Annotated in this window: 13 protein-coding genes and 11 tRNA genes; 1 reads left to right on the forward strand and 23 read right to left on the reverse strand. The window is 36.8% G+C overall.

Annotation, left to right across the window (positions count from 1 at the left end):
* Positions 1-216: 216 nt before the first annotated feature.
* The 12 genes from ACFSTA_RS07165 to ACFSTA_RS07220 all read right to left on the reverse strand — a co-directional run bounded on the left by ACFSTA_RS07165 (position 217) and on the right by ACFSTA_RS07220 (position 2350).
* Positions 217-290, reverse strand: a tRNA-Ile gene (locus ACFSTA_RS07165).
* A gap of 13 nt (positions 291-303) precedes the next feature.
* Positions 304-377, reverse strand: a tRNA-Gly gene (locus tag ACFSTA_RS07170).
* Positions 378-588: 211 nt separating this feature from the next.
* A tRNA-Pro gene (locus tag ACFSTA_RS07175) sits at positions 589-665 on the reverse strand.
* Between the two features lie 4 nt (positions 666-669).
* Positions 670-746 (reverse strand) — tRNA-Arg (locus tag ACFSTA_RS07180).
* 84 nt (positions 747-830) lie between these two features.
* Positions 831-914 (reverse strand) — tRNA-Leu (locus ACFSTA_RS07185).
* A gap of 48 nt (positions 915-962) precedes the next feature.
* A tRNA-Lys gene (locus tag ACFSTA_RS07190) sits at positions 963-1038 on the reverse strand.
* A 43-nt stretch (positions 1039-1081) separates the two neighbouring features.
* Positions 1082-1156: transfer RNA gene (locus ACFSTA_RS07195), tRNA-Gln, on the reverse strand.
* A 7-nt stretch (positions 1157-1163) separates the two neighbouring features.
* Positions 1164-1240 (reverse strand) — tRNA-Asp (locus tag ACFSTA_RS07200).
* 26 nt (positions 1241-1266) lie between these two features.
* Positions 1267-1338: transfer RNA gene (locus tag ACFSTA_RS07205), tRNA-Glu, on the reverse strand.
* Between the two features lie 9 nt (positions 1339-1347).
* Positions 1348-1438, reverse strand: a tRNA-Ser gene (locus ACFSTA_RS07210).
* 3 nt (positions 1439-1441) lie between these two features.
* Positions 1442-1516, reverse strand: a tRNA-Asn gene (locus ACFSTA_RS07215).
* 375 nt (positions 1517-1891) lie between these two features.
* Positions 1892-2350: a SprT family protein gene (locus tag ACFSTA_RS07220; protein WP_377555918.1), complete on the reverse strand. Its 459-nt coding sequence runs from the start codon at positions 2348-2350 to the stop codon at positions 1892-1894.
* A 208-nt stretch (positions 2351-2558) separates the two neighbouring features.
* Between ACFSTA_RS07220 and ACFSTA_RS07225 the strand changes: the two genes are divergently transcribed.
* Positions 2559-4022, forward strand: a complete 1464-nt coding sequence (locus ACFSTA_RS07225; RefSeq protein WP_377555919.1) for a catalase — start codon at positions 2559-2561, stop codon at positions 4020-4022.
* Positions 4023-4121: 99 nt separating this feature from the next.
* On the opposite strand, the gene ACFSTA_RS07230 is transcribed toward ACFSTA_RS07225, so the two are convergent.
* From ACFSTA_RS07230 to ACFSTA_RS07280, 11 genes are all read right to left on the reverse strand, one after another.
* Positions 4122-6287, reverse strand: a complete 2166-nt coding sequence (locus ACFSTA_RS07230) for a Tex family protein (protein WP_377555920.1) — start codon at positions 6285-6287, stop codon at positions 4122-4124.
* 133 nt (positions 6288-6420) lie between these two features.
* The gene (locus ACFSTA_RS07235; RefSeq protein ID WP_377555921.1) at positions 6421-7017 is read right to left on the reverse strand and encodes a SpoIIE family protein phosphatase; all 597 of its coding nucleotides are present in this window, start codon (positions 7015-7017) and stop codon (positions 6421-6423) included.
* Positions 7014-7805, reverse strand: a complete 792-nt coding sequence (gene sigB / locus ACFSTA_RS07240; protein ID WP_377555922.1) for an RNA polymerase sigma factor SigB — start codon at positions 7803-7805, stop codon at positions 7014-7016. The genes ACFSTA_RS07235 and sigB overlap by 4 nt, the downstream gene beginning before the upstream one ends.
* The gene (rsbW, locus tag ACFSTA_RS07245) at positions 7777-8253 is read right to left on the reverse strand and encodes an anti-sigma B factor RsbW (RefSeq protein WP_377555923.1); all 477 of its coding nucleotides are present in this window, start codon (positions 8251-8253) and stop codon (positions 7777-7779) included. The genes sigB and rsbW overlap by 29 nt, the downstream gene beginning before the upstream one ends.
* Positions 8240-8584 carry an STAS domain-containing protein gene (locus ACFSTA_RS07250; protein WP_377555925.1) on the reverse strand — a complete coding sequence of 115 codons (345 nt, stop codon included), beginning with the start codon at positions 8582-8584 and terminating at the stop codon, positions 8240-8242. The genes rsbW and ACFSTA_RS07250 overlap by 14 nt, the downstream gene beginning before the upstream one ends.
* Positions 8585-8738: 154 nt before the next feature.
* Positions 8739-9749 (reverse strand): PP2C family protein-serine/threonine phosphatase, encoded by a 1011-nt coding sequence (locus ACFSTA_RS07255; RefSeq protein ID WP_377555926.1) that lies wholly within the window; start codon positions 9747-9749, stop codon positions 8739-8741.
* 88 nt (positions 9750-9837) lie between these two features.
* Positions 9838-10239 carry an anti-sigma regulatory factor gene (locus tag ACFSTA_RS07260; protein WP_377555927.1) on the reverse strand — a complete coding sequence of 134 codons (402 nt, stop codon included), beginning with the start codon at positions 10237-10239 and terminating at the stop codon, positions 9838-9840.
* Positions 10240-10241: 2 nt separating this feature from the next.
* A complete protein-coding gene (locus ACFSTA_RS07265) occupies positions 10242-10598 on the reverse strand; it encodes an STAS domain-containing protein (protein WP_377555928.1) in 357 nt (118 codons plus the stop codon).
* A gap of 4 nt (positions 10599-10602) precedes the next feature.
* A complete protein-coding gene (locus tag ACFSTA_RS07270; protein WP_377555929.1) occupies positions 10603-11472 on the reverse strand; it encodes an RsbT co-antagonist protein RsbRA in 870 nt (289 codons plus the stop codon).
* 209 nt (positions 11473-11681) lie between these two features.
* Positions 11682-12041 carry a type II toxin-antitoxin system PemK/MazF family toxin gene (locus ACFSTA_RS07275; RefSeq protein ID WP_377555930.1) on the reverse strand — a complete coding sequence of 120 codons (360 nt, stop codon included), beginning with the start codon at positions 12039-12041 and terminating at the stop codon, positions 11682-11684.
* Between the two features lie 4 nt (positions 12042-12045).
* Positions 12046-12330: a CopG family ribbon-helix-helix protein gene (locus ACFSTA_RS07280; protein ID WP_377555931.1), complete on the reverse strand. Its 285-nt coding sequence runs from the start codon at positions 12328-12330 to the stop codon at positions 12046-12048.
* Positions 12331-12452: the final 122 nt, after the last annotated feature.

A 12452-nucleotide genomic window follows, 5' to 3' on the forward strand; every position in this document is an offset into this window, starting at 1 on the left:
AATCAATCATATGAAAGTTCTTAGCTACTAGAAACACTAGCTTCTAGATTTGTTGCTTTTTTAGAAAAACAGGGTTGTTTTTCTGTCTTAACATACTGGTTGTTTTGTTCAGTTTTCAAAGAGCAATGTTGCGCGTTGCTTTTTAATGAAGCAACTTTTTAATTATAACGCAATTACTTGTTAAAGTCAATGGTTATTTTCCACATTTTTTGTGGATGGGCCTGAGTGGACTCGAACCACCGACCTCACGCTTATCAGGCGTGCGCTCTAACCAGCTGAGCTACAGGCCCACGTTTATTAAAATGGAGCGGGTGAAGGGAATTGAACCCTCGACATCAGCTTGGAAGGCTGAGGTTTTACCACTAAACTACACCCGCATCTAAAATAGATGTATTACTTTAAATAAGTTCACTTTCTTCGATTGGCTAGCTATGTTCCTGCATCTTCAAGCATAGTCATGGTTGATTGATGCTTCGGAACAACTCGCAGTTTGCTCGGCGGGAGTAAAGCTTGTAACTACACCCGCATCTAATATAGAAAAGAAAAACATAAGTTAACTATATTATAATGTTATTTCTTGGTTTCTTCTGGTCGGGAAGACAGGATTCGAACCTGCGACCCCATGGTCCCAAACCATGTGCTCTACCAAGCTGAGCTACTTCCCGTAAATGGCGCGCCCGAGAGGAGTCGAACCCCTAACCTCTTGATCCGTAGTCAAACGCTCTATCCAATTGAGCTACGGGCGCTTTAAAAGCGACATATTCTAAAGTAACATATCAACATCTTTAAGTCAAACGTTGCAATGACTCCGAGAACATTCGAGAATCCAGTGCGGTCGAGAGGACTTGAACCTCCACGGGATTATCTCCCACTAGGCCCTCAACCTAGCGCGTCTGCCATTCCGCCACGACCGCGTAATTCTATTTATATAAGGAAGATTGAAATTATAATAGATTTAATAATGGTGAGCCATGAAGGATTCGAACCTTCGACCCTCTGATTAAAAGTCAGATGCTCTACCAACTGAGCTAATGGCTCGTTAAAAACAAGAAATTTGTGATAAATATCACAAATAAAAAATTGGCTGGGCTACTAGGATTCGAACCTAGGGTACACGGGATCAAAACCCGATGCCTTACCGCTTGGCTATAGCCCAATATTAATGGCGGTCCGGACGGGACTCGAACCCGCGACCTCCTGCGTGACAGGCAGGCATTCTAACCAACTGAACTACCGGACCTAACTATATCTTTTTTTATTAAAAGATGACCCGTACGGGATTCGAACCCGTGTTACCGCCGTGAAAGGGCGGTGTCTTAACCGCTTGACCAACGGGCCATTATAAAATGGCGGAGAAGGAGGGATTTGAACCCTCGCGCCGCTTACACGACCTACACCCTTAGCAGGGGCGCCTCTTCAGCCACTTGAGTACTTCTCCATATGGCTCCACAGGTAGGATTCGAACCTACGACCGATCGGTTAACAGCCGATAGCTCTACCACTGAGCTACTGTGGAATAATTTAATATTGTTCCCTGATCTCGCTTTTGAAAGCTTAATCAATGAAGTGTGACCCCTACATCTTCTAGCATATTCTAGGAAGCAATGTGCTTCGGGGTTACTTGTAGTTTATTCGGTGGAAGTGATGCTCGTCTCTACCACTGAGCTACTGTGGAATAGTTACTTTTTTCATCACCATTTTTTAACGGCGACGAGAAATATCATACAATAATTAAGAACTAATGTCAACAACTTTTTTGTCTTTTTGTTTTTATTTGCATGTCGTTTTTGTAAGACTTTATATAATTTAACATGTCCAAACCAATTCGTCAATCACTTTTTTGTATCTGAATTTAAAGACATTTAACACCCTAAGCATTATTCTATTTCCCCTAATTATTAATTAGTCTTAACCTCCCTCTACACTTTCCACATCGATATCTATTTACATTAACACGACGTCTTCTTTCATATATATGATTACAACTTTCACATTTATATTTATATCTACTCTCTTCATTAGAAGAAGGTAATGGATTACAGTGTCTTGGTGAACCAGTCTCCTTCAACAGTTTTTTGAAATCCAGATCACCATGCTTATATCCCTTTCCTTCTATATGAAGGTGGTAATGACATAATTCATGTTTAATAATACCAATAAACTCTTTACTATCCGTTTCTATTGCGTATTTAGGGTTTAATTCAATCACTCTTTTACTTGGAATATATCTTCCTCCGGTAGTCCGTAACCGATGATTGAAATATACTTTATCTAAAAAAGGTTTATTAAAATAGGTTACAGATAGATTGTGGACCAACTTATACAGTTCTTCATCATTTAAAAGTGTCATCATCATTACTTCCTTATCTCAATTGTTCTTTAATTTTATCATAATGCCAGCTAACTTTCATAAAAATTTCAGTAATAGAGTACGGTTTTTCTAGTAAGTAAAATTTTAGTTATTTAAAGTTATTATAATTAAATATTGATTTTTATTATATTTGTATTATAATTAACGTAAGACATTCATTCTATTAATTTAAAGGAGAGGTGTAAAAATGAGTGAGAAAAAGACTACATTAACTACTGCATCTGGAGCACCAGTTGGGGACAATCAAAATTCGATTACTGCTGGTCATCGTGGACCTACATTAATCCAAGATTTTCATTTACTAGAAAAACTAGCACATTTTAATAGAGAAAGAATTCCAGAACGTATTGTACATGCAAAAGGAGCTGGAGCACATGGTTACTTTGAAGTAACCAATGATGAAATTTCAAAATATACAAAGGCATCCTTTCTAAGTGAGGCTGGGAAACGTACACCAATGTTTATTCGTTTCTCTACGGTAGCTGGTGAGCTAGGTTCAGCAGATACAGTTCGTGATCCCCGTGGATTTGCGGTTAAATTTTACACAGAAGAAGGGAATTATGATTTAGTTGGAAACAACACGCCAATTTTCTTTATTCGTGATGCCATTAAATTCCCAGATTTTATTCACACACAAAAGCGTCACCCACAAACACATTTAAAAGATCCTAATATGGTTTGGGATTTCTGGTCATTATCTCCTGAGTCACTGCACCAAATTACTTATTTACATGGTGACCGAGGTATTCCTGCAACATTACGACATATGAATGGTTATGGAAGTCATACATTTAAGTGGGTTAATGATCAAGGGGAAGTATTTTGGGTTAAGTATCACTTTATTAGTGAACAAGGTGTAAAGGCCTTAGATGGTGACCTTGCTTCAAAACTTGCTGGTGAAAATCCAGACTATCATACAGAAGACCTTTTCAACTCTATTGAAGAAGGTGATTTCCCAGCATGGAAGCTTTATGTACAAATAATGCCTTACGAAGATGCGAAAACATATCGTTTCGATCCATTCGATGTTACGAAAGTTTGGTCTAAAAAAGATTATCCAAGAATCGAAGTTGGACGTATGGTATTAAATAGAAACCCTGAGAATTATTTCGCCGAAGTCGAGCAGGCTGCATTCTCTCCTGGTCAATTCGTACCTGGGATCGAGGCATCTCCAGATAAAATGCTGCAAGGGCGATTGTTCGCATATTCTGATGCACACCGTTATCGCCTTGGAGTAAATCATCATCAAATTCCTGTTAATCGTCCGGTAAATGAAGTAAACAATAATCAACGTGACGGTTACATGCAAGTAAATGGAAATGGTGGAAGCAAGCTCAACTATGAACCTAATAGCTTCGATGGTCCGGTTGAGGATAAAACGAAGAAAATAAGTCCGTTTGAAGTATATGGTGAAGCAGATAGCGTTGCTTACGATAGTGATGATCACTATACACAAGCAGGTGATCTATATCGTTTAATGAGTGCGGATGAAAAAGATAGGCTGATCCAAAACTTCGTTGACCATATGATGCCTGTTGAAAAAGAAGAAATTAAACTACGCCAAATCGAGCACTTCTACAAAGCAGATCCTGAATGGGGTAAAAGAATTGCTGAAGGTTTAGGTTTAACAGTACCTGAAACGGTAAAATAATCTCTTCACATCTAAGAAGAATAGTGCCCAAGCACTATTCTTCTTATTTTTATACAAAAAAGTTAGTTACCGATTTGGTAACTAACTTTCTAATACAAATTAGCCTTCTACCATAGATAGTGCGATTCTACCTTTGTCAGCGTCAATCTGCTCAACCCAGACCGTAACAACATCACCAACTGAAGCAATGTCCATTGGGTGCTTTACAAATTTATTAGCCATTTTGGAGATATGAACTAACCCATCTTGTTTTACACCGACATCTACAAAGACACCAAAATCAACAACATTCCTCACAGTCCCTTGAAGCTCCATGCCAGGTTTTAAATCCTCTAGTGTTAATACATTTTGCTTTAATAATGGTTTTGGCAAATCATCACGGGGATCTCGTCCTGGTCGACTTAAAGCAGACATAATATCGCGTAATGTTGGTTCGCCAATGTCCAGTTTAATTGCTATTTCTTTTACTTCTAACTGGTTCAGCTTATCGTTTAAAGCTTGTGAACCAATGTCGTCTAATTGACAATCTATCATCTTTAATAGCTCTTCTGTATGTGCATAAGTTTCTGGATGAATCGGCGTACGATCTAGCGGATGTTCTCCATCCATAATGCGCAAAAATCCTATTGCCTGTTCAAATGTTTTAGCCCCAAGCCTCGGGATCTTCTTTAGTTGCTTTCGATTAGTAAACTTTCCATTCTCATTTCGAAGCGCTACAACATTATTGGCAACAGTTTTACTAAGCCCTGATACATATTGTAATAAGGAACTAGAAGCTGTGTTTACATTAACACCTACTTTGTTTACAGCCGTTTCTACTACAAATGACAAGGATTCGTTAAGTGATTTTTGACTTACATCATGTTGGTATTGTCCTACCCCTATGGATTTAGGGTCAATTTTCACTAATTCTGCTAATGGGTCCTGAACCCGACGTGCAATAGATGCAGCACTTCTTTCTTCTACTTGTAAATCCGGGAATTCTTCACGTGCTAATTTCGATGCGGAATAAACACTTGCACCAGCCTCATTAACAATGATGTAAGGAATATCCAGGCGATGCTTTTCAATCACATCGGAAATAAACTGTTCTGTCTCACGTGAAGCAGTCCCATTTCCAATTGCTATGAGTTCTACATTATATTTTTGTACAAAATTCATGACTATTTTTTCCGCGCCTACTATATCGTTCTTCGGTGCAGTTGGGTACATAACACTTACTTCATGAACTTTTCCTGTTTCATCAACTACTGCTAGCTTACACCCAGTTCTATATGCAGGGTCCACACCTAGGACGGTTTTCCCTTTCAACGGTGGCTGTAATAATAGATTTTTAAGGTTAGTTGAGAATACCTCGATCGCTTGCTCCTCCGCTTTTTCTGTTAAGGCATTACGGATTTCCCGCTCGATAGATGGTTGAATTAAACGTTTGTAACTATCTTGAATAGCACCTTGCAATACACCTTGAATCTCTTGATTCGGTTTCTTGTTGATAACCTTTTTTTCTAAGTAATCTACAATTCGCTCAGTTGGAGGTTCAATGGAGACTTTTAGCACCTCTTCTTTTTCCCCTCGATTCAACGCTAGAATTCGATGCGATACAATAGAACGAACCGTTTCACTATATTCATAGTACATCTCATATACGCCTTTTTCATCTTTATCTGCATGTTTCACTTCAGAATAAACGGTACCACGTTTAAATGTTTCTTCTCGAATAAATTCACGATAAGTAGGCTCATCAGAAATCCACTCCGCAATAATATCATTAACACCTGCAAGGACATCCTCTACATGATGTAATTCATGTTCTTCAGAGAAGTATTTTTTCGCTTCCTCTAAAAGATCTACCTGCTCTTGTTTCCAAACTATTTCAGCAAGTGGCTCTAGCCCTTTTTCTTTCGCAATAGTTGCTTTCGTTCTACGTTTTTGTTTATAAGGACGGTACAAATCTTCTACACGCTGTAGTTGCGTTGCTTCTTTTATGTCCCTCTCAAGTTCTTCCGTTAATTTCCCTTGCTCATCTATTAATCGAATTACTTCTTCTTTACGATCAGCTAAATTGGTTGCATATTGCCATTTGTCTTGAATTAACTTAATTTGAACCTCATCAAGTCCACCCGTTACTTCTTTTCGATATCTAGCAATAAACGGAACCGTATTCCCTTCATCCATCAGTGCAATCACTTTATTTACAATGGTCGTTTTTACGTTAGCCTCTTTCGCTACCCATTGGCTAATTTCTGGTTTTAATTCAGTAGACACATTTGTTCCTCCTTTTCCTACATACTTATTTTATCAAATAACAATTTAATTTCCTATTATGAGGGATAAAGTGAAACTTCATTCAGTGGTCACTAAAGCATAAGAAAAAGACTGACTATCATGCCAGCCTTCCCTATTCCTCATACCTCATCGCTATAAGTGTGGTATCATCGTCCCTTTTACTATCACTCTGCACTTCAAATGACTTAGTTATATCATCAACATCAGAATGAATATAAAAATTTGACGATAATTCGCAATTTGTTACACCGTCTGTAAACATAACGAAGTTCATTTGTGCTTCCAAATTTTCTTGAAGAATTTTAAATTTCTTTCTAAATCCTGATAAATAACCGGAATTTGGAATGTTTCGTTTTTTCTTTTTATCCTTTGTTATGGAGATAAACCCTATGTTGCCGATAGACGAGAACGAATAGTTACGTACGATATAATCAATTTTAAAAATACCTAAAACTACTCCCCGTTTACCAAACAATTCTACATTACACTTTTTGACCAATTCTTCCACATGATCATGTACATTTTCTTTTATAATATTGATCACAACATCCGAAGATTCTTTAGCATATACTCCACTTCCCAAACCATCCGCTAATGCACAGACAAACGCATTTTCTGTTTCTATGTAATAATAGCTATCACCACAACAAGTATTCCCTTTTTTAGGTTTTTGATAGACAGCTACTTGTACTTTTGTTTGATTACTCAATCTAATACCTCCGTACTATCAGATTGGATTGCTTCACGGAGTTTTCTTAATGAACGGCGCATTAGTCTTGAAACATGCATTTGGGAAATGCCTAATAATTCACCAATTTCTTTTTGACTCATATTGTCAAAATACGTATAACGTAAAATATCCTGTTCTCTTTCTGATAATATAGGTAATATTTTCTCGATCAACATTTTCAAATCCGTTTGGTTATATCCATTCTCCTCATTACCAATTAGGTCTAAAATCGCAACGGGTTTCCCATCCGAACTGGCATCTACTTCACGGTCTACGGATAATGCATTATAGCTTCTACCCATTTCCATTGTCTCTAGAATATCCTCTTCCGACACTTTTAGATAGGTAGCAATTTCACCAACCGTTGGAGCTTTTTGGTTGATAGTCGTTAAATCATCTACTGCTTTTTTAATTTTAGGACCAAGTTCTTTAATTCGACGTGGAACATGAACACTCCATGTTTTATCTCGAATAAACCGCTTAATTTCACCAACAATGGTAGGGATTGCAAATGATTCAAATGACTTACCAAAAGATGGGTCAAATCTACTCACAGCAGCCAATAAGCCCATTAATCCTACCTGAACTAAATCTTCGTGAATACTACTATTTTTGGAATATCTTCTAGCAATTGATTCTACTAATTGTTGATAAGCGAGAACAATTTGCTGTTGAGCTGCTTCATCAGTCGGGTTGGTTTGCAGTTTTTCGATCCATTGATATACCTCATCCCCTCCTTTATTGTGTGGTTGAGACTTGGTCGTCATCAAGCTCCACCCCAATTTCATCAACAAACTTGGTCATTAGTACAATTACACCTGCATCATTATTAATTTCTACTTTATCCATTAACGCCTGCATTAAGAATAATCCAAATCCGCCTTCACGTAGCTCCTCAATAGATTCATCGTTCTCATAAGGACCAATGCCATCTTTAATTTCATTCAAATTAAAACTTCCACCATGATCAGCAACCATTACTTCTAGTCTGTTTTGATAAATTCCGTACCCTATAGTTACCTCTCCAGTTTCATTCTTTTTATAAGCATGGGTCACTGCATTTGTAACAGCTTCAGATACAGCTATTTTCAAATCTTCAATATCCTCATAGGTGAATCCCATCCGATTTGCAATACCGGATATGCTTAAACGAACTACACCTACATATTCTTCTTTAGCTGGAACTTTCATTTCGACAAAATCAAAAGTGTCCATTACTTTTTACACCTCGTTCGCCTAAGTTTATATCAATAATTTGATCTAACCCTGTTATTTGAAATAATCTGAGGACTCGTTCTCTCAAATTTACTAAAGTAACAGTACTACCAGATTCTTTGGCGGATTTTAACGCGCTAATAAAAACGCCTAAACCCGTACTATCCATGTAACTAACTTGAGATAAATCAACTTGAATATCATTACCATTATTGCTTGTTAGTTGCAAAAGTGTGTCTTTGAGTTTCGGTGCAGTATATACATCAATTTCTCCTGATAGGTGAACTAGAATTTTTGCAGAGTCTTCCGTGACGTTAATTTCCAAATTCATAAAAAATCCTCCTTTATTGCAAAACGAGTATTTTTCTCATAACTTTTCCATAGCCAAGTTGTGATAATCTTAAAGTAATCTAGTGTGTTCTTCGAGTCGAGTTAACATTACTTAAAAAATCATCTTGCGTTTTAATTCCCCAAAATAACTATGGCTAAACATTTTTTCGTAATATTATTAATGTAAAGTCATCCTTCAATTGGAAATCTTGCAAGCGTTCGAAATGTTTATACACTTGAATTACAGCTTCTTGAGCAGGTAAGTGTGCATATCCTTTAATAACCTCGATAATTTCTTCTGCATCAACAAACTCTCCATTACTTCGACATTCGGTTACACCGTCCGTTAGCAAGACGATCATATCTCCGCTACAAAGTATGCGTTCATATTGATTATAGCTAACATCTTGAGATACACCGAGAACAAGTCCATTTGCATTAATTTCCTCAAAAGTGTTTTTTGAAGAACTATAATAATACCCTGGTTCATGGCCGGCAGATGCATAATATAATTTACTATTTTCTGGGTTATATTGCGCATAAAACATCGTAATGAACATACCTGGTTCTACATTACGTTCTACTACACGATTAAGGCTTTCCAGTATTAACTTTGGGCTCATCGACTGTTCTGGAAAACTATCCATAGCGTACTTGATCATGGACATACATAATGCAGCTGGAATTCCCTTTCCAATAACATCGGCAATGGCAACACCTATTGTTCCATCTTTCCCTATTACAAAATGGTGATAATCCCCATTCATTTGGTGGGCAGGTACGCTGATCACCCCAATGTCTAAACCTTTTACTTCTGGGGTGGTAGTTGCAAGTAATGTCTCCTGCATACGTGCTGCAACGGAAATCTCTGACTTCAATTCTAATTGCTTTTCTCGTAACGTTTGAAATTCCTGATGGGCTAATCCATAGGATATCATCGTTTCGAGAAGAAAATTCATTGCATGTTGAATGTCCTCACTTAAATCCGGATATAATTCGGTAATTGCTTGGATATGTAAATTCACTATTTCCTCTGGTAGGATATTCTTTTTAATAAATGATTTAGAAATCTGTTCGGCACCATAAAGTGATTTTTCATCCTGTGTTTCAATATAGTTTCTTAACAGTGCTTTATAATTCTTGAGGTCTGCCTTTATCGTATCCACGAACCTTCTCTCCTATCTATCAAATACAAATAGGGGTATACATATTTGCATAACCCTCTGTATGTACTGCATATCCCCACATAAAATATTACCTAACCCATTTAATAGCTTTGATCATTGTTCCTTGATCAATTTCTGATTCAATGTAAAATTCATCCATTAACCTTTTTACACCAGGAAGTCCTGCACCAAGTCCACCTGAAGTGGAATATCCATCTTCCATCGCTTGGCTAATATCTCTTATCCCAGGTCCTTCGTCTTCTGCTATTATTTGAATTCCTTTTTTATTACCATTTTCAATTATATTAAAGCAAACTTTTCCATTACTGGCGTATAAATATATGTTACGAGCTATTTCTGATACCGCTGTTGCTATTCGTGCTTGATCTACTGTACCTACACCTAATTTTTTTGCAATTTCACGCCCGAGCTGACGGGCAGCAACAATATCCCATTCTTTTTGTATAATGACACAGGATTGGGAGTTCATCATCATTCCCCCAATTCCTGATGGAGTTTCAATAATCCTTGTTCTAAATCTAATGCAGTTGGGACATTTTGCATATGAATACCTAGTTCAATCAAGGTCATCGCAACTGCTGGTTGAATTCCAGTAAGTACTACTTTCGCCCCCATTAGATCCGACATTGTTACCACATCTCCTAGAACCTTTGCTATAAAGGAATCGATTACCTCCACAGAAGTTAGGTCAATCACAACTCCGTTTGAGCCCGTTTTATGAATTTCATCCAATAGGTCCTCTTGAAATTGTATCGCAGTTTGATCATCGATCTCAGTTTGTATAGAAATAAGAAGATAATTATATAATTTAAGAATTGGAATTCTCACTGGTTTACTCCCCTTTGATAGATTCAATCATTCTCTCGATGCTTTCTTCTTTTGAATCTAAATCTATTATTTTACGATCCATTAATTCTAATGCGGTCATAAAGCCTTTTTTCAAAGAACTTTTTGTCGAGAATTTACTTAGATCGATTCCAAGATTTACAATCGTTTGGGCAATTTCAGGTCGAATACCAACAAGAATACATGTTGCACCTATTAATCTTACAGCTTCTGCAGCTTGAATAATGTGATGAGCTACCATTGTATCCACTACTGGAACCCCTGTAATATCAATTAAAACAACTTCTGAATTATGTTTAACAACACCCTCTAATAGGTTCTCCATTATCAATTTTGCGCGATCAGTATCTATCGTACCAATGAGTGGCATAACTGTAATATCTTCCATGACAGGTATTAATGGGGCTGATAATTCCTGTAAAGCAACTCTTTGCAAAGATACAATATGCTCCCAACTACCTGAGTATTCATTGACTAATCTACGTATAATCGGTTCTACCCATAAATCAACACTTTCTAAAACATTGGAAAAATAACTAGAATCCACTTTATTTGATTTTGTTAATATAAACTCAATTGTTACTCGTCGAAAGATTTGCAAACCATCTGTGATATAACTTAATGGCCATCCTAGATTAATAATCTTCTCTGAAAAATCCTCGACAACCTTCGAGGATCCTTGATCCTTAATACTAGCAAAAATCACATTAACAAATTCTCTATTTGTATTCTCAAATAAATCGTCAGAAATAGTAGCAGTGTAGTTTCCATCTTTGATCGTATTAATTTCATTCATCCACATTTTTACAATGGAATCACTATTTTCTAAAGCAATACGCTTTAAATTCCTATCCATAACCAACCCCCTAAGCCTTTAGAATAATTATCATTAATTGTCACATGTAACAAATTTTTGTGCAAATATAATGTAATACACACAGCGAAATAAACCATCTAATCCAAATTTTCAGACTCAACATGAGGTAAATTGACCTTAGTATCCTTCAATAAAGAAAGTTACGACATAATAAAAACCCATAGTTTTTACTACAAACTAGGGTTATATCACTGACCATATAATTCTTTTAATCCTAAACTTATCTCTAAAGCATGATTGATCTTTTTCATCATTTCATCATCTAATTTGGTTATTTTATCTGTTAATCGCTGTTTATCCAGCGTACGAATTTGTTCCAAAAGAATTACGGAATTACGGTCGAACCCATACTGCTTCGCATTAATTTCTACATGTGTAGGTAATTTCGCTTTTTGAATCTGTGCTGTAATTGCAGCAACTATTACAGTAGGGCTAAATCGGTTACCAATATCATTTTGAAGGATCAATACTGGACGTATACCTCCCTGTTCTGACCCAACGACAGGGGATAGATCAGCGAAATAAACTTCGCCTCTTTGTACGATCAATATGCTACACCCCGATCACAGTGCGCTCTAAAGTGACTTCTGCCTCCTCTTCAGCTTGAAAAGCCTCAGAAGCAATTTTAAGATTTATTCTAGCCATTTCTTCATAGCCTTTTTGCATGGATTCATAAAAGTTTTGAATATGTTGCTCTTTTTTGGATTCTAGATACTTTCTTGTTGCCTGACAAATAAAATCACTTAGATCACTATTTTCATATTTCATTATTCCATCCACCTCATTTAACAGGTTTTTTGGTAGCCGCACCATAATCTCTTGTAAACTCTCTGACAAAACCATGCACCTCCGCCAACTGTTGAACGACCATATTAAAATTCATTCTAATAATATCATTGTATCGACTGTAATGCAAAGGTTTATCATATTTTTTAATAAAAAATATAGGTAATCGCCCG

This window comes from Ornithinibacillus salinisoli (assembly GCF_042684965.1).
In the GTDB taxonomy this organism is placed as follows: domain Bacteria; phylum Bacillota; class Bacilli; order Bacillales; family Amphibacillaceae; genus Ornithinibacillus; species Ornithinibacillus salinisoli.